Source organism: Planococcus shenhongbingii, assembly GCF_030413635.1.
Classification (GTDB): Bacteria; Bacillota; Bacilli; order Bacillales_A; family Planococcaceae; genus Planococcus; species Planococcus shenhongbingii.
Genome location: NZ_CP129235.1, coordinates 1,613,176 through 1,630,363, shown reverse-complemented (window position 1 = coordinate 1,630,363; position 17,188 = coordinate 1,613,176). Strand labels below are relative to the sequence as shown.

Here is a 17,188-nt window from a genome sequence, read left to right as displayed (position 1 = left end):
TTTCAAGCTCCTTGCAAACTTCATTATTTTTCCTGCGCTTTTTTTCTGCAAATCATGATTCCATCTCCTGCAGACAGCAGCGTCGTTTCGTAAGACGGGTGATTTAACATATATTCTTTAAATTTTCTTAAATTCCGGATCATCGTCCGTTTTCTTCTCGGAACCTCTGAAATTTCCTGCTCTGACAAACCGTGCATATGCATATTGTCGCAATAAATAATTCCACGTTCAGACAAAAGCTTTTCATATTTTTCAAAAAACCGTTCGTATTGCCCTTTAGCGGCATCTATAAAAATAGCGTCATATGCCGGTTTTAAAAGGTCCAAATCCAGCTCAAGCGCATCTCCATGAAAAATCCGTATTTGGTTTTCAAGACCGGATTGCCCGATGAATTCCACTGCTTTATTATACCTGCCGTCATCACGTTCGATGGTATCGACTGTGCAATCCGGCAATTCAGAAGCCATTTTGATGGCTGAAAACCCAATTGCGGCTCCAATTTCCAGAATCGATTTCGGCTGCTGGCTTTTCAAAAGCTCGATGAGTTCGCTGATTCCTTGTTCTTCCATGATCGGGACATGATGCTGTTCCGCATAGTTTTTTAATGCCGCCAATATTTCCGGCAGTTGTTGATGATCTTCCATTCCTAAAAGCTCCTTTTTACCTGCAGCAAAAATTACTTCCTATACTAACATAAAACAAGAAGGAAAGCGAGACCGCCTCCTTCTTGTTTTATTCACCTTGCGTCAGCAGGTCCTTATAACTGCCATGCAGCAGAAACAAAAGACCCGGCTTCTTTATCCCGCTTTAACGGGCAGTATGACTCCCGCTTTTTTAAGCGGAAGCTCCACTGTCCGTAAAAGTCCGATTGGTTCAACTAGCAATCCGCGGGGGTGAAACTCCCGCGGATTGCAGTTTCACTTTATTGGCCGATGTATTTGTCGCGGTTCGCTAAATGCTCGTCATAAGTTATAGCAAAATGATTTTTGCCGGTAGAATCAGCAAGGAAATATAAATATTTTGTATTGGCTGGGTCTAATACGGCCTGGATGGACGACGCTCCGGCTGAAGCAATCGGGCCGGGCGGCAAACCTTTATTGGTGTAAGTGCTATAAGGATGCTCAAATTGATAGTCTTTATTGAACAAACGTTCTTTGTGTTCTCCCATCGCATAAATGACGGTCGGGTCTGTCTGCAGCGGCATATCCGCTTCCAGGCGGTTATAGAACACGCTGGCAATCGTCTGCCGGTCGGACTGTGCTGTTGCTTCTTCTTCCAGCAGCGACGCGAATGTCAGGAGCCAATGCGGCGTTTCCCCCATCTCTTCGAGTACCGCTTGATATTGTACGACATTTGCCTCTGTCGCTTCAAGCATTTGCTCAATTATTAAGTTCAGCGATGGATCTTCTTCATAAAATGCGTAGGTGGCAGGGAACAAATAGCCTTCTAACGCATAACGGACATTCTCGCCTTTGATTTCATCTGTCAGCAAAGTCGGGTACTTGACCATCAATTCATCAATGTACTGTGGATCCTGCACTTTAGCCAAAAATTCTTCAGCAGTGAATTTTGTCTTTTTGGCAATGACATTTTCAGCGATTTCGTCTATTGTCAGGCCTTCAGGCACCGTAATATTGAACAGCGGTTCACGGTAGACTTTTCCGGTTTTCAAGCTTTCGGTAATTTCATCAAGAGTCATAGAAGGCAGCAGCCCGTATGTCCCGGCTTGGAAATCAGCCTGGTTCTTGAATTTCACGTAATACTTGTAGATGCGCGCATCGGCGATAAGGCCGTTTTCTTCCAGCAGTGCGGAAATGCTGTCCAAATTCGAGCCGATCGGCACTTCGATGTTCACCACTTTTTCTGAATCCGGGTCTACCGGCTTCAATGCATCAGTCACATAATTATAGGCTTGAAATCCTGCAATGCCCACAACAATCAAAAGGACCAATGTGATGATCAACACAATCCGACGGACGATTTTCACTTCTTTTTTCTTTTCACTCATCCGGTCGAACATTATTTCTTTTTTCGACTGCTTGTCCACGGGTTCCCCCCCTTAGCTTTTTGCTTTCCCCCGTTTCAAAGGCCAGTATGTCCCCCGCTTTTAAAGGCGGAGGTCCACTGGCCGTTAAAACCCGATTTGTTCATCTAATCTGCGTAAAGATAAAGAAGCGCCACTGAGTGAAGTTTCTCCTTATCAGTATACCTAATTCCAGACAAAAGAAAAAGGCGGAATCTGCTTTCAATTCCGCCCCTTGCTCCATTAGATTAAAGCTCTTCGTTTTCTTCTTCTTCGTCAAGGAACGTGTTCAGCATTTCTTCGATCATGTCCCATTCTTCGTCAGTTTCAACAGGGCGAAGTTCGCCGCCAGCAATTTTGCCGTCTGTGTCTTCGTTTTCAGTGAATGAAGAAGCTTGGATTTCAATTTCACCATCTTCATCTTCTTCAGCGCCTACCGGGTAATACAATACATACGATTTCCCGAATTGTTCTGAGTCAAATGTGAATAGTACTTCAAATAGCTGCTCGTTGCCGTTTTCATCAACGACTGTAATGTGTTCTTGTCCGTGTTCCATTTGCGTCACCTCATTATTTTTTAAAATCAAGATAGCCTTGCAAAATCATGACCGCTGCCATCTTGTCGATCACTTTTTTGCGGTTTTTCCGGCTGACGTCAGCTGAAATCAGCATCTTCTCCGCCGCCATTGTCGTCAGACGTTCATCCCAAAGGACCACCGGTATAGCATACGCTTCTTCCAGCAAAGCTGCAAACTTTTCCGATGCCTCTGCTCGCGGACCAATTGAATTGTTCATGTTTTTCGGATAACCGACTACGACCTGGGTGACTTCATAAGACTTGATCAATTCGCCTAAGCGCTCAAATCCATACTCTCCTACAGCCTCGTTGATTTTAACCGTCTCGATGCCTTGGGCTGTCCAGCCAAGCGCATCACTGATGGCAACTCCGATTGTTTTTGAACCGACATCCAGTCCCATTATTCTCATGCTTATTCCTCATTATTCTTTTTGATATAGAACTTTACAAGCTCTTCCAGAATTTCATCCCGCTCGAGTTTGCGGATCATATTGCGTGCATCCTGGTGGCGAGGAATATAAGCCGGATCACCTGATAATAAATATCCGACAATCTGATTGATCGGGTTATAGCCTTTTTCCTCAAGTGCAGCATGGACTTGAAGCATCACTTGCTTCACTTCCTGCTCCATCGATTCATCAGACGGATTGAATTTCATAGTTTGATCAAATGAACTCACGACAAGCACCTCGCTTTCGGATCTAGATAGGAGAAAACCGCTCTCGCTGTCTGAATTATATTATATACGATTTTGGGTATTTATTAAACCTATTTGAGCAAGTTGTAGACAGATTCCAAAGCTTCGCCCAGTTTTTCCGGGTTTTTTGCGCCTGCCATCGCCATATCTGGACGGCCGCCGCCCTTGCCGCCGCACTGTTCTGCTACGTGTTTGACGATTTGTCCGGCATGATAGTTCCCGCCAGTCAAATCTTTTGTGACGCCGGCAATCAGCATCACTTTTTCGCCGTCTGTCGCACCGAGAACGATGACCGCTTTTTCAAACTTCTGCTTTAAGTCATCCATGATCTGGCGCAGCTGGTTATTGTCTTTCGCTTCCACTTTCGTGGAAAGAACCGTAATATCGCCGACTTGGCGTGCAGAACTCAATAATTCGGAAGACTGTGCATTTGAAATTTTCGCCATCAGCGACTCGTTTTCACGCTGCAGCCCTTTCATTTCCTGCTGGAACGTCTGCACTTTCTGGACCAGGTCTTTTGAAGATGTTTTCATCAGGCTTGCCGCTTCTTCAAGCGTCCGCTCGCTGTCTTTCAAGTTCTCATATGCCCCTTTGCCGGTGACCGCTTCGATGCGGCGGATGCCGGCACCAATGCCGCTTTCTGAAACAATCTTGAAGACGCCGATTTCTGAAGTGTTGACGACATGGACACCGCCGCAAAGTTCTAGTGAGTAGCCGCCGATTTCAACCACACGGACAACGTCGCCGTATTTCTCGCCGAATAACGCCATCGCTCCCATATCTTTTGCTTCCTGCAAGTTATGGTAGCCGGTTTGGACGTCAATGCCGCTCCAAATTTTCTCGTTGACGATTTGTTCAATCTGCTCGAGCTCTTCTTTTGTTACTTGCCCGAAATGCGAGAAGTCAAAACGCAGACGGTCTGGCCCAACGTATGATCCCGCTTGGTTAACATGCGTTCCAAGAATATCTTTAAGCGCTTGGTGCAATAAGTGTGTCGCTGTATGGTTTTTCACCGTATGGCGGCGTTCGCTTGCGTCAACTTCTGCAAAAACAGCTGATTTTGTCAATTCACCCGAATCAACACGCACCGAATGCAGGTTTTGGCCGTTTGGCGCTTTTTTAACGTCAAGCACAGATACCTGCACCAAATCATTGCTCAAGGTTCCGCGGTCGGCAATCTGCCCGCCGCTTTCCGCATAAAATGGCGTCTGGTCCAACATCACTTGAACTTCTTCGCCTTCTTGAGCACTGTCAGCCAGTTCGCCGTCTTTGATGATTGCCAGCACATTCGCTTCAGCTGCCGTTAAGCTATAGCCGATAAATTCGCTTGGCTCTGTAATACTGCCCAGCACTTCGGATTGCGTCTGCATCGAATTGACGCTGTGGCGCGCTTTTCGTGCCCGGTCGCGCTGTGCTTGCATTGCCGCTTCAAAGCCCGCATGGTCGATTGCCATGCCGCTTTCTTCCGCATACTCTTCCGTCAGTTCCACCGGGAAGCCGTACGTATCGTAAAGGCGGAAAGCATCTTCACCCGGAATTTCCGTATGACCTGCCGCTTTTTGCTGTTCGACAACCGACGATAAAATCGCCAGTCCGTCGTGAAGCGTTTCGTGGAAGCGTTCTTCTTCCAATTTCATGACACGGATAATAAAATCCTGTTTTTCATTGACTTCAGGGTAAAAGTCTTTCATGATATCGCCCACAACCGGCACCAATTCATACATGAACGGTTTTTCAATGCCCAGTTTCTTCGCATAGCGGACAGCGCGGCGCAGCAGTCTTCTTAACACATAGCCGCGGCCCTCGTTGGATGGCAATGCGCCGTCGCCGATTGCAAAAGCAACGGTGCGGACATGGTCAGCGATGACTTTGAATGCCATGTCGGCTTCCCCGTCTTCCCCGTATTTCTTGCCGGAAATCTGTTCGGTTTTCTGGATAATCGGCATGAACAAATCGGTATCGTAGTTTGTCGGAACGTCCTGCACAACCGAAGCCATGCGCTCAAGCCCCATTCCGGTGTCGATGTTCTGCTTCGGAAGCGGTGTGTAAGTATTGTCCGGGTTGTGGTTAAACTGCGAGAACACCAAGTTCCAGACTTCCAGGTAACGGTCATTCTCGCCTCCCGGATACAATTCAGGGTCGTTCGAGTCGCTGCCATACGATTCACCGCGGTCATAGAAAATCTCGGAGTTCGGGCCACTCGGACCTTCACCGATATCCCAGAAATTCCCTTCCAAGCGGATGATGCGTTCAGCCGGCACTCCGACTTCGTTGAGCCAGATGTCATATGCTTCTTCATCTTCCGGGTGGATCGTCACGGACAACTTCTCCGGTTCGAAGCCCATCCAACGGTCATCGGTCAAGAATTCCCAAGCCCAGTGGATCGCTTCTTTTTTAAAATAATCGCCGATTGAAAAGTTTCCGAGCATTTCAAAAAATGTATGGTGGCGGGCTGTTTTCCCGACGTTCTCGATATCGTTTGTCCGGATCGATTTTTGGGCGTTGACGATTCTCGGGTTTTCCGGAATCACACGGCCGTCAAAATATTTTTTCAGTGTTGCCACACCGCTGTTGATCCACAGCAAAGAAGGATCTTCAAATGGCACAAGCGGTGCGCTCGGCTCCTGGTCATGGCCTTTTTCTTTAAAGAATTCGAGATACAATCTTCTGATGTCTGCAGCTTTCATCGTCTTCATGGTTTTCATCTGTCTTCCTCCTTAAGCATAATAAAAAGCCTTCATCTCTTGCGCTTGCGCAAGGGACGAAGGCTTTATTTCGCGGTACCACCCTAATTACACAGGCAACTTTCACCCATGTCTCTCATTACGCCTTAACGCGGCTTTACGGCAGGGATTAGCTGCACTCCGGAGTAGCTTTCTAAAATTGCATGGCGAAGGTTCTTTCAGCCGAGGAACCTCTTTCTAAGCGGATGCGGATTTTATACTGTCTCCATCTGTGTGTTGTTTATTTATATAGATTGAATTATATAGAAAAACGCTCTGCTGTGTCAATAGAGACGATTGGACTGGCGCTTTCTGTGAATTAAATATATTTTTCGGCATGCAGAGTGCGTGATTTTGAAATACGCTCGATAAATGCAAAAATACGCTCCATTGCGGCCGAAATACGCCCAGTTAAAGTTAAAATACGACCAGCAGCCAACAAAATACGCTTCTATCGGAAAAATCCCCGAAAAAAAAGCGCCCGCGGAGGACGCTTGTTTTACGCTTCGAGAAAATCCTGCGGCTTGATGCCTTCCATGCCGATCAGCGGATGGATCGTGTTGGCGTTTTCCGCCGTCAAGCTCACCGAGCCGGCCGGTTCTTTAACTTTTTCACTGGCTACGGTGCTCTCTTTTGTTTCAGCTTCAGTTTCCGCGGCAGCCGTTTCTTCTTCAGGCAGCTGCAGCCGTTCTCTTAATGTGGTCATGCGCTGGACATCATCTGTCCGTTCAACACCGTAGCGGAACACCTGCGGATCGCCGCAAAGAATCAGGAAATCTTTGCTTCGCGTGATTCCCGTATACAATAAATTGCGCCGCAGCATTTTCATATAGCTGCGGACAACGGGCATGATGACCGTCGGAAATTCCGAGCCTTGTGCTTTATGGATCGAGCAGCAATACGCGAGCGTCAGCTGGTTCAAGTCGCTGCGCTGGTATTCCACTTCAATGCCGTCAAAAGAAGCCACCAGCATGTCCTGCTTCTCGACCGTTTCTTTCGCTTTCATAATGGCGACCACTTCCCCCATGTCGCCATTAAAAACATTGCTTTCCGGCTGGTTGACGAGCTGCAGAACTTTATCGCCGATGCGGTATGAGATATCGCCGAAAACCAGTTCTTTCCGTTTGCCGTCCGGATTCGGATTGACCATTTCCTGGATCATGCGGTTAAGTGCATCAATGCCGGCCGGTCCTTTGTACATCGGCGCGAGCACTTGGATGTCTTTAATGGAATGGCCTTTAGCAAGAGCGCTTTTCACTACTTTTTCGACCACTTCCGGAACTTGTTCAGGTCCCGCTTTAATGAACGAACGGTCCGCTGTTTTCGCCGTGATATCGGCCGGCAACTGGCCAACTTTCATTTGGTGGGCCAGTTCAATGATCGATGATCCGGAGGACTGCCGGTAGATATCAGTCAGTTCGACGGTCGGGATGCGTTTTGATTCCAATAAATCGCGCAGCACTTGGCCCGGCCCGACTGGCGGCAATTGATCTTGGTCCCCGACGAAAATGATCTGGGCATCTTCAGGAACGGCTTTCAGCAATTGATGCGCCAGCCACGTATCAACCATCGACATTTCATCGATGATGATCAACCGGCCTTCAATATCGCGTTCGGTTTCTTCTTCTTTTTCCTGTCCATTAAAGCCGAGCAAACGGTGGATCGTCATCGCTGGCAGGTCCGTCGATTCACTGAGCCGTTTCGCTGCCCGCCCTGTTGGCGCCGCCAAAATGATGGGGAACGGCTCTTTTTTCTTGGCATAGTCTTTTGGATCGAGCGACAAGCCGTGAAGTTCGGCATACACTTCGACCAAGCCGCGGACGACCGTCGTTTTGCCGGTTCCCGGCCCCCCGGTCAAGATCATGACCGAAGAGTTGATGCTGTTTTCAATGGCTTCCACTTGCGTTTCGGCATAATTGACCTCGAGCCGTTCTTCCGCTTCCCCAAGCGCCCGCCGCACTTCCGAGGCAGGAAAACGTTCGCGCTTCGCTTGGGAAGCCAGCATCGTTTCCAGTTTCGTTGCAATGCCCAGTTCTGAATAATAAAGCGACGGCAAATAAAGCCGGGTTTTTTCCCCTGCCACTTTGCCTTCTTCATTCAATTCAATCATCGCTTTTGAAATCAATTCAATCGGTATTTCATCTCGCGGATTGATTTCAAGCATTTCTTTAACAAGCGGAATCAGCGTTTTGGCATCGACATAAACATGGCCTTCCGACAGCGAAGCCTGGTTCAATAAATGAAGAATCGAAGCTTTGATGCGGTCCGGATGGCTTCCCGTAATGCCGAGTTTCGCGCCAAGTTCATCGGCGCGCTGGAACCCGATTCCTTCAATTTCTTCGATCAACCGGTAAGGGTTCTTCGTTAAAATATCGATCGTTTCTTCCCGGTACGCCTGGTAAATGCGCATGCCGACTTGAGGGCCGAATCCCCAGTCATTCAACTGGATCATGACTCGCTCCAGCCCCAGGTTCATCTGCAGCGTCGAGCGGATCGTATCTTTTTTGTCATCGGATAAACGCGGCACTGCATCGAGCGCTTCCGGGTCTTCCAGAATCTTTTTGATGGCCTCTTTACCGAGTTTTTTGACAATCGTCTCCGCTGTTTTGCGGCCGATGCCATTGAACATATCACTCGACAAATAATGGATGATTCCTTGTTCGGTTTCCGGAACTTCTTTTGTAAAAGTTTTCACTTGGAACTGAACACCATATTTCGGATGATTTTTCACAGCCCCCGTAAAACGGTATTGTTCCTCAAGCGACAGTTTCGGGAAATAGCCAGAAACGATGATTTCCTTTTCTGGATAGGAGGTGTTGGTTTCCTGGATTTTCACTTTGGCGATGGAAAATAAATTTTGGGGATTGTGAAAAATCGAGACGACGGGCCGGCCTAACACGAATTGTGCTTCTTCATGGAATAAATCAATTTGTCCGGTCATATCTGCCGTCTCCTTTCACAGTTTTATTGTAGTTTTGTAGCAATCATATCATACGCATAACGCGCCATTTCATTGCGGTCATCAAGTGTATAAGCTTGTTTCAAATGGTGCATGGCATCTTGGACGCGGTCTGTGGATACCGCGTAAAGAACACCGAGGTTATAATGCGCATCCGCGTGATCCGGATCCTGCTCCAGAACCTGCAAAAACTGCGGTTCCGCCAGCTCGAACAATTCCATGGAAGCAAGCGTTATGCCGTAGCTCAGGCGCGCTTGCACATCAGCCGGGTCTAATTCGACCGCACGCTGAAGGTACGGAAGCGCCAGTTTCGGCTGCTCCAATTTCTCGAAGCATTTGCCGATCATGAAATGCGCGTCCGCTCCTTCAAGGCCGTATTGCACTGCTTTTTCATATAATTTCAATGCTTCCGCATAGCGTTCCCCATTGAAATACAAATTGGCCAGGCCGTAATATGCGGTAGCCGAAGTTTCATCCAGCACAATCGCTTTTTGGAAAAAACGCTCTGCCCGCTCTACATCGTCCATAGACGTCAATACATGGCCGAAGTTGATATAGCCTAGCGGATTGTTCGGTTCTTCTTCAATCGCCTGCGTAAAAGCTTTGATCGCTTCTTCGGTATTTCCTTCTTGAAGGGCTTGAATGCCGATTTCGTTATAATTCATCATTGTCTCTCCTATTAACCTACATATTCCAGACGAGCGCCGTTTTTAAAGACGCGGTCGATGGTTCCGCCGCCCAGGCATTCTTCGCCGTCATAAAAAACAACCGCTTGTCCTGGTGTAATAGCACGGACGGGCTCGTCAAATGTCACAATGGCTTCTTCGCCTTTAAATTCAACTGTTACGCCAACATCTGCTTGGCGGTAACGGAATTTCGCTGTGCATTTTAATGTTCCCGTCGGTGCCGTATCAGATGTAAAACTCAAGTTCACTGCAGTCAAGCTGTCAGAGAACAGCGCTTCATGATTGATATTCTGGCCGACATACAAAATATTCTTTTCCAAATCTTTGCCGATCACAAACCACGGATCTCCTGCTCCGCCAATGCCGAGGCCTTGACGCTGGCCGATGGTGTAATACATCAAGCCATCATGGCTTCCTTTTTTCACGCCGTCAAGCGTTTCCATTGAGCCAGGCTGTGCCGGAAGATATTGGCCGAGGAATTCCTTGAAATTGCGTTCGCCGATAAAGCAGATGCCGGTTGAGTCTTTTTTCGTAGCTGTGGCAAGCCCTGCTTCAAGTGCGATTTCACGCACCCGTTTCTTTTCCATATGGCCGATTGGGAACATGACTTTCGACAATTGCTCCTGGTTTAATTGGTTCAGGAAATACGTCTGGTCTTTGTTATTGTCTTTGCCGCGCAGCATTTTTGTTTCGCCGTTTTCCATATGCTCGACTTGTGCGTAATGGCCGGTCGCCAAATAATCCGCACCGAGGCTAAGGGCATGCTCGAGGAATGCCTTGAACTTGATTTCTTTATTGCACATCACGTCTGGGTTCGGCGTGCGCCCGGCTTTGTATTCTTCCAGGAAATAAGTGAACACTTTGTCCCAATACTGTTTTTCAAAGTTGACGGCATAATACGGAATGCCGATTTGGTTGCAGACACGGATCACATCTTCATAATCATCCGTCGCTGTGCAGACGCCGTTTTCATCGGTGTCGTCCCAGTTTTTCATGAAGATTCCGATGACGTCATAGCCTTGTTCTTTCAATAAATACGCGGCAACCGAAGAGTCGACCCCTCCGGACATGCCGACGACAACACGTATATCTTGTGGTGCTTTCGCAGTCATTTATAATCACCTTTTCATTTTAGCGCCAAGCGCTTACTGATTTGAGCTGTTTTTTCAGCAGCTTCTGTTATTTGTGCTTCGGTCAAGCCGATGCCGAAACTGAAGCGGATCGAATTCCGCAATTCTTCCGCCTGGTCGCCGTACATGGCGACCAGAACATGCGACGGGTCGATCGAACCCGCTGTACAGGCGGATCCGCTCGACGCCGAAATTCCGGCAAGGTCCAAGTTCACAAGGAACGACTCGATTTCGATCCCAGGCAGGCTGAGATTCAGGATATGCGGCAAAGGGTTGATGCCGTTTTCCTTGAATTCTACGCCTTCCTCCCGGAGAACGTTTTTGAAGATTTTTTTATATCCCTGATAGGCAGCTTGTTTCTGCTCCATCGTTGCTAGTGAAATTTCCACCGCTTTGGCGAACGCTGTGATCGCCGGAACATTTTCGGTTCCTGCGCGGCGTTTCCGTTCCTGTTCCCCGCCATATAATAACGGAGCGAGCGGCGTGCCTTTGCGCTGGTATAAAAAGCCGATGCCTTTCGGTCCATTCAGTTTATGGGCGGATACGGACAATAAATCCACATGCAACTGTTCCACATCAACCGGCAAAACGCCATACGCCTGGACGGCATCGGTATGGAATGTGACATCGGTGTCTTTCAAAAGCTCCCCGATTTCCGCAATGGGCTGGATGGTCCCAATTTCATTATTGCCCAGCATGATGGTCACTAAAATTGTATCGTCCCTCAAAGCATTTTTCACGTCTTCTGCTCGCACTAAGCCGTTTTTGTCAACCGGCAAATACGTGACGTCATAGCCGTCGCTTTCCAATTTAGCGCAGGCATGGAGAACAGCATGGTGCTCAATCGTAGAAGTAATAATGTGTTTTCCCTGCTTTTTGGCAGCCGTTCCGAAAATCGCGAAGTTGTCCGCTTCCGTCCCGCCGCTCGTGAAAATGATTTCCGGGTCGTTGGCGTTGATGCTTTTCGCAAATATGCGGCGTGCATCATCCAGCGCTTTCCGTGCGATTCTTCCCGTTCCGTGGATGCTCGAAGGATTGCCGAATACAGTCCCGAGCGCTTGTGAAAATACATCAGCCACTTCCGGATGCATCGGAGAAGTGGCCGCATGGTCCAAATAAATTCGATTCATTTTGACTGACTCCTTATATATAGAACATATAGTTTTCGTTATCGGTGTCTTGCGTTTTGGTTAAATCTTCAATCGTCGTGGTATCCAGCACATTTTTTACCGCGTCCCGGATGCGGACCCATAATTCCCGCTGTGGCTGTGCTTCGTCTTCAATGCCTTCAACTGGCTGAATCGGCCCTTCAAGGACACGGATTACATCACCGGCTGAAATTTCTTTCGGTGAACGCGTTAGCATATAGCCGCCGTAAGCCCCGCGTACACTTTTGACCAGGCCGGAATTTCGAAGCGGCCCGACAAGCTGCTCTAAATAAGCTTCAGACAAATCATAGTCCGCTGCAATTTTGCGGAGCGGAATGGGCCCTTCTCCGTAATGTTTTCCTAACGCAATCATAATGGTTAAGCCGTAACGGCCTTTTGTTGATATTTTCATCATTACACCCCTGAATCAGATTCCAATTATTCTTCAAAATAGTATATCATACGTTACATGAAATGGACTTGCAATGACTTTTATTTGTCAAAACGATATACTGATAGAACGAATGTACGGAAGGAGTTTTTTGATTTGCAGAACGAACCTTTAGCTTTTCGTATGCGTCCGCGGACAATCGATGAAGTTGTCGGACAACAGCACGTCATCGGACCGCATACGGCATTATATAAAATGATACAGAACGGCCATGTGCCATCGATCCTGCTTTACGGCGAGCCGGGAATCGGCAAAACATCCATTGCCCACGCCATCGCCGGCACTTCCAAACTGCCCTTCATCGCGCTGAACGCAACGACGTCCGGCAAGAAAGACGTCGAAGAAGTAGTCGCTGAAGCGCGCATCACCGGCAAAGTCCTGCTGTTTCTGGACGAAATCCATCGTTTCAATAAACTCCAGCAAGACGCGCTATTGCCGCATGTTGAAAGCGGCGCCATCGTGCTGATCGGTGCCACGACGGAAAATCCCTTCCATGACGTCAACCCGGCAATCCGTTCCCGCTGTGGCGAAATCAAGCAGCTGAAACGGCTGAAGCATGAAGACATCGTCCAGCTCTTGAACAATGCGTTGTCCGATTCGAAACGCGGACTGGGCAATTATGAAATTGAAATCTCACCGGCGCAAGTCGAACGCATCGCGGAAGGCACCAACGGAGATGCCCGCAAAGCATTGACGATGCTCGAATCGATCGTTGTCGCATCGGATGAGCGTGATGGCAAATATATCGTCGAAGACCAAATGGTCGAACAAATGATCAAACGCGTCGGCGTTTTCGGCGATAAAAAAGGCTCCCATTTTTACAATCTGCTGTCCGCGCTGCAAAAATCAGTGCGCGGCAGTGACGTCAATGCTGCCATGTATTATTTGGGGCATCTTTTGGAAAATGGCGATCTTACAGCTGTGACGCGCCGCTTGCTGGTCATGGCTTATGAAGATATCGGCCTCGCTAATCCGCAAGTCGGCGGCCATGTGCTGGCTGCCTGCCAAGCGGCAGACCGGCTCGGCTTGCCTGAAGCCCGCATCCCGCTCGCGCAAGCGGTTGCCGAGATGTGCTTATCGGAAAAATCCAATTCCGCCTACAAAGCAATCGACGCAGCCATGGCGGCGATCAATAAAGGCGACACGGGCGATATCCCGATGCACTTGCGCGATGGCCATTATGCCGGTGCAGCCGAACTCGGCCACGGCGGCTATAAATATCCGCACGACACGCCGCTTGGATCGTACGGCGGCTGGGTCGACCAGGATTATTTGCCGAAAGAAGTGAAGTCTGCGGAGTATTATCAGCCGGTGATTGCTGGCGCGGAGAAGAAATACGCTGGAATCTACGAGAAATTGAAATCATTCCGGAAGAAAAAATAAATAGTCGAAGCCATTTCCGTCCGCGGAATGGCTTTTTCTTTATTTATTTGCGCTTAGCTAATTTTATTTGCGTTCGTGGATGGTTTATTTGCGTTTAAAAACTTTTATTTGCGTTCGTGAAGAGCTTATTTGCGTTCACCATAATTCGACATCCGAAAGCAAACTCTACGACCGATTTTGATGCTTTGCGCCAGCGAAAAGCGCTCTTTCTTTTGGCATCCATTTTTTTAAATTCCCCACACAAAAGCCGGCTCGCAAGATGAGCCGGCTTGTTCTTTAATTATTTCTGACGCGTTCGATGGGAATCGAGCGGGTGATATCATTGACTACCCAGCTGGCGCAAATCAAGCCGACAGTTGACGGTGTAAAGGCGTTCGAACTTGGCGGCATTTTCGCTTTGCGGATAGCTGCATCCGGCTTGCCGACTGTTTCTACCACGTCTTGGCGAATCACGATCGGGCTTTCGTCCGAAAACACGACTGGAATGCCTTTGCGGATACCCGCTTCGCGCAATTTTTTGCGGATGATTTTTGCCAGTGGATCCGTATGTGTTTTGGAGATGTCAGCAATCTGGAAACGCGTCGGGTCGGTTTTATTGGCAGCACCCATACTTGAAATGATTTTGACGCCGCGTTTATAGCATTCCTGCATCAAGTGAACTTTATAAATCATCGTATCCGATGCATCAATAACATAATCCGGTTCGTAGCTGAAAAATTCTTCATACGTTTCTTCGGTATAGAACATATGTAAAGAAATCACTTCACATTCCGTATTGATATCCGCGATCCGGTCTTTCATGACGCCGGCTTTCGATTTGCCGACGGTCGATAAATTGGCGACCAACTGGCGGTTGATATTGGTGATGTCGACATCGTCTTTATCGACCAGTATAATCCGTCCTACGCCGCTTCTGGCACATGCTTCAGCAGCAAAAGAACCTACTCCGCCAACGCCCAGTATAGCGACGGTTGTACCTTTCAACAATTCGATTCCTTCTTTGCCTACTGCTAATTCATTTCGTGAAAATTGATGTAACATGATTTCCCTGCCCTTCAAATTCAAAGATGATACGTCTGTCTAATAGGAATTATACACAAATAAAAACCCTCCGACAAATTGCCGAAGGGCGTAAAGTTAAAATAATGGAGAATCCCAATCGTGCCGTCCTTGTGTTGCATATCGTTTTTGAACCCGCTTCAAGCAGGTGGGTGACCGCTTTATCACTTATAACTTCCCGCTAAAGAGGCATGTTAGCCATGATAAAATTTGGTCTCCCGACGACAAAATGTTGGGTCAAAACTGAATAGCTTAAAACGAACACATCAGGATTCTCTACTACTTGTATGTTAGCATACCTTATTTATTTGCACAAGATATTTACTCTAGTTATTTCTCATTATTCTGAATACTAACCGATAGGCTTAATTCTTCAAGCTGCGCTTGTGAAACCGGGCTTGGTGCATCCGTCAATAAATCGCTGGCGCTCGCCGTTTTCGGGAAAGCAATGGTGTCACGCAAGTTCGTGCGGCCTGCCAATAGCATTACGAGACGGTCCAGACCAAAAGCAATTCCGCCGTGCGGTGGCGTTCCGTATTCAAATGCCTCCATCAGGAAGCCGAACTGTGCACGGGCTTCTTCGTCAGTGAATCCAAGCATCTGGAACATTTTTTCCTGGATATCGCGGCGGTAAATACGCAATGACCCTCCGCCCAGTTCATAGCCGTTCAATACAAGGTCATACGCTTGTGCACGGACTTTTTGAGGTTCTGTCGTCAAGATCTCAAGGTCTTCTTCAAACGGCATTGTGAACGGATGGTGAGCTGCATAATAGCGCCCTTCTTTTTCATCGTATTCAAACAACGGCCAGTCTGTGATCCATAGGAACTTAAATTGTGTGTTGTCGATCAAGCCGAGTTCCTTGCCGAATTTCAAACGTAAAGCTCCGAGTGCATCCGCGACTACCGCTGAAGAATCCGCTACGAATAAAAGAAGATCTCCCGCTTCAGCTTCTGCACGTTCAGTTAAAGCAGCCGCTGCTTCGCCTTCAAAGAATTTCGCAATCGGCCCTTTAATGCCTTCTGCTTCCACTTTCAGCCAAGCCAAACCTTTTGCTCCGTATACGGCAGCGAACTCACCAAGCGCGTCGATATCTTTGCGTGAATAATTTGCCGCTTGCCCTTTGACGTTGATCAATTTCACTTGTCCGCCGTTTTGGACTGCTCCGGAGAACACTTTGAACGAAGAATTTTCCACTAAATCGGAAACGTTGACCAATTCCAGGCCGAAACGCACATCCGGCTTATCTGAACCGTAACGGTCCATCGCTTCGGTATAGTTCATGCGCTGGAACTTCGGTTCAATGTCGATGCCTTTGACATCGCTCATCATCCGGACCATCAAACGTTCGTTCATCTCGATGATTTCTTCCATTGATTTAAAGCTCATTTCCATATCGATCTGTGTGAATTCCGGCTGGCGGTCAGCACGCAAATCTTCATCACGGAAACAGCGGGCGATTTGATAATATTTATCGAAACCGGAAACCATCAGCATCTGCTTGAACAATTGCGGTGATTGAGGAAGCGCATAAAATTCGCCATCATGCACACGGCTTGGCACCAAATAATCGCGCGCGCCTTCAGGAGTCGATTTCGTCAAAATCGGCGTTTCCACTTCCAGGAAGCCTTCTTCATCCAGGAATCGGCGAACCGATTTTGTAATGTCCGAACGCATTTTGAACGTTTCAAACATTGCCGGCCGGCGAAGGTCCAAATAGCGGTATTTCAAGCGCAAGTCTTCACTGACCTCTGTGTTGTCGTCAATTGCAAACGGCGGGTTTTTCGCTGCGTTGATAATCGTCGCATGGTCCACTTGCACTTCCACTGTCCCGGTTTTCATCGTTGGATTGACTTGGCCTTCTGATCTGGCAACGACCAATCCTTCAATATGCACCACAAATTCGTTGCGCAATGTTTCGCCGATTTTTGCTGCTTGTTCGGAAATTTCAGGGTTGAACACCACTTGGACGATGCCGCTTCTGTCGCGGACATCGACAAAGATCAAGCCGCCTAAATCGCGCCGCTTTTGCACCCATCCTTTTAATGATACGCGCTGGCCAATGGCCGATTCGTTGACTTCTCCACTATAATGCGATCTCGACATATCTATTCCTCCAAAATTTATAATCGTTATTCTTTATTTAACTCATTGAAATGTTAAATTCATGTACTAAGTTGAAATAATATTTTTCACCAGTCGATATTCCGCTAAACAGCTACGCTTTCCTGCGGGCGGGCGCCAAGCCTCCTCAGTCGCTTCGCTCCTTGCGGGGTCTCGGCTGTCTCGTCGCTTACGCTGCCCCGCGGGAGTCTCGGCTGTTTTGCTCCATATCTAAGTGAGCAATCATCA

Annotated in this window: 14 protein-coding genes, 1 other RNA gene and 1 other annotated feature; of the genes, 1 reads left to right on the top strand and 14 read right to left on the bottom strand. The window is 48.0% G+C overall.

The window, feature by feature from the left end; all coding sequences use genetic code 11:
* Positions 1 to 23 precede the first annotated feature (23 nt).
* From QWY16_RS08090 to cymR, 11 genes are all read right to left on the bottom strand, one after another.
* The gene (locus tag QWY16_RS08090; protein WP_300992529.1) at positions 24 to 644 is read right to left on the bottom strand and encodes an O-methyltransferase; all 621 of its coding nucleotides are present in this window, start codon (positions 642 to 644) and stop codon (positions 24 to 26) included.
* A gap of 278 nt (positions 645 to 922) precedes the next feature.
* Entirely contained in the window at positions 923 to 2,047 is a 1,125-nt protein-coding gene (mltG, locus tag QWY16_RS08085) for an endolytic transglycosylase MltG (RefSeq protein ID WP_300992527.1), read from the bottom strand.
* 224 nt (positions 2,048 to 2,271) lie between these two features.
* Positions 2,272 to 2,580 (bottom strand): DUF1292 domain-containing protein, encoded by a 309-nt coding sequence (locus QWY16_RS08080; protein ID WP_300992525.1) that lies wholly within the window; start codon positions 2,578 to 2,580, stop codon positions 2,272 to 2,274.
* 13 nt (positions 2,581 to 2,593) lie between these two features.
* Entirely contained in the window at positions 2,594 to 3,010 is a 417-nt protein-coding gene (gene ruvX, locus QWY16_RS08075) for a Holliday junction resolvase RuvX (protein WP_300992523.1), read from the bottom strand.
* Between the two features lie 2 nt (positions 3,011 to 3,012).
* Positions 3,013 to 3,279 (bottom strand): IreB family regulatory phosphoprotein, encoded by a 267-nt coding sequence (locus QWY16_RS08070; RefSeq protein ID WP_300992522.1) that lies wholly within the window; start codon positions 3,277 to 3,279, stop codon positions 3,013 to 3,015.
* A gap of 89 nt (positions 3,280 to 3,368) precedes the next feature.
* A complete protein-coding gene (alaS, locus tag QWY16_RS08065) occupies positions 3,369 to 5,993 on the bottom strand; it encodes an alanine--tRNA ligase (protein WP_300993348.1) in 2,625 nt (874 codons plus the stop codon).
* Positions 5,994 to 6,051: 58 nt separating this feature from the next.
* Positions 6,052 to 6,262 (bottom strand) — a binding site (T-box leader).
* A gap of 257 nt (positions 6,263 to 6,519) precedes the next feature.
* A complete protein-coding gene (gene recD2 / locus QWY16_RS08060; protein ID WP_300992521.1) occupies positions 6,520 to 8,961 on the bottom strand; it encodes an SF1B family DNA helicase RecD2 in 2,442 nt (813 codons plus the stop codon).
* Positions 8,962 to 8,984: 23 nt separating this feature from the next.
* Positions 8,985 to 9,644, bottom strand: a complete 660-nt coding sequence (locus tag QWY16_RS08055) for a tetratricopeptide repeat protein (protein ID WP_300993345.1) — start codon at positions 9,642 to 9,644, stop codon at positions 8,985 to 8,987.
* Positions 9,645 to 9,658: 14 nt separating this feature from the next.
* Positions 9,659 to 10,777 carry a tRNA 2-thiouridine(34) synthase MnmA gene (gene mnmA, locus QWY16_RS08050; protein WP_300992520.1) on the bottom strand — a complete coding sequence of 373 codons (1,119 nt, stop codon included), beginning with the start codon at positions 10,775 to 10,777 and terminating at the stop codon, positions 9,659 to 9,661.
* A gap of 14 nt (positions 10,778 to 10,791) precedes the next feature.
* Positions 10,792 to 11,925 carry a cysteine desulfurase family protein gene (locus tag QWY16_RS08045; protein WP_300992518.1) on the bottom strand — a complete coding sequence of 378 codons (1,134 nt, stop codon included), beginning with the start codon at positions 11,923 to 11,925 and terminating at the stop codon, positions 10,792 to 10,794.
* A 13-nt stretch (positions 11,926 to 11,938) separates the two neighbouring features.
* Complete coding sequence (cymR, locus tag QWY16_RS08040) at positions 11,939 to 12,355, bottom strand: cysteine metabolism transcriptional regulator CymR (protein ID WP_300993342.1); 417 nt, start codon at positions 12,353 to 12,355, stop codon at positions 11,939 to 11,941.
* Between the two features lie 135 nt (positions 12,356 to 12,490).
* Here cymR and QWY16_RS08035 point away from each other — a divergent pair, with 135 nt between their 5' ends.
* A complete protein-coding gene (locus QWY16_RS08035) occupies positions 12,491 to 13,777 on the top strand; it encodes a replication-associated recombination protein A (protein WP_300992516.1) in 1,287 nt (428 codons plus the stop codon).
* 276 nt (positions 13,778 to 14,053) lie between these two features.
* On the opposite strand, the gene QWY16_RS08030 is transcribed toward QWY16_RS08035, so the two are convergent.
* The 3 genes from QWY16_RS08030 to aspS all read right to left on the bottom strand — a co-directional run bounded on the left by QWY16_RS08030 (position 14,054) and on the right by aspS (position 16,942).
* Positions 14,054 to 14,818, bottom strand: coding sequence for a tRNA threonylcarbamoyladenosine dehydratase (locus tag QWY16_RS08030; RefSeq protein WP_300992514.1), 765 nt, complete (start codon positions 14,816 to 14,818; stop codon positions 14,054 to 14,056).
* 107 nt (positions 14,819 to 14,925) lie between these two features.
* A non-coding RNA gene (ssrS, locus tag QWY16_RS08025) (6S RNA) lies at positions 14,926 to 15,112 on the bottom strand.
* A gap of 54 nt (positions 15,113 to 15,166) precedes the next feature.
* Positions 15,167 to 16,942: an aspartate--tRNA ligase gene (aspS, locus tag QWY16_RS08020; protein WP_300992512.1), complete on the bottom strand. Its 1,776-nt coding sequence runs from the start codon at positions 16,940 to 16,942 to the stop codon at positions 15,167 to 15,169.
* Between the last annotated feature and the right edge of the window lie 246 nt (positions 16,943 to 17,188).

Coding starts and splice junctions, on each gene's coding strand:
- QWY16_RS08090 (WP_300992529.1), bottom strand. CDS start 644: ATGGAAGATCATCAACAACTGCCGGAAATATTGGCGGCATTAAAAAAC.
- QWY16_RS08080 (WP_300992525.1), bottom strand. CDS start 2,580: ATGGAACACGGACAAGAACACATTACAGTCGTTGATGAAAACGGCAAC.
- ruvX (WP_300992523.1), bottom strand. CDS start 3,010: ATGAGAATAATGGGACTGGATGTCGGTTCAAAAACAATCGGAGTTGCC.
- alaS (WP_300993348.1), bottom strand. CDS start 5,993: ATGAAGACGATGAAAGCTGCAGACATCAGAAGATTGTATCTCGAATTC.
- recD2 (WP_300992521.1), bottom strand. CDS start 8,961: ATGACCGGACAAATTGATTTATTCCATGAAGAAGCACAATTCGTGTTA.
- QWY16_RS08055 (WP_300993345.1), bottom strand. CDS start 9,644: ATGAATTATAACGAAATCGGCATTCAAGCCCTTCAAGAAGGAAATACC.
- mnmA (WP_300992520.1), bottom strand. CDS start 10,777: ATGACTGCGAAAGCACCACAAGATATACGTGTTGTCGTCGGCATGTCC.
- QWY16_RS08045 (WP_300992518.1), bottom strand. CDS start 11,925: ATGAATCGAATTTATTTGGACCATGCGGCCACTTCTCCGATGCATCCG.
- cymR (WP_300993342.1), bottom strand. CDS start 12,355: ATGAAAATATCAACAAAAGGCCGTTACGGCTTAACCATTATGATTGCG.
- QWY16_RS08030 (WP_300992514.1), bottom strand. CDS start 14,818: ATGTTACATCAATTTTCACGAAATGAATTAGCAGTAGGCAAAGAAGGA.
- aspS (WP_300992512.1), bottom strand. CDS start 16,942: ATGTCGAGATCGCATTATAGTGGAGAAGTCAACGAATCGGCCATTGGC.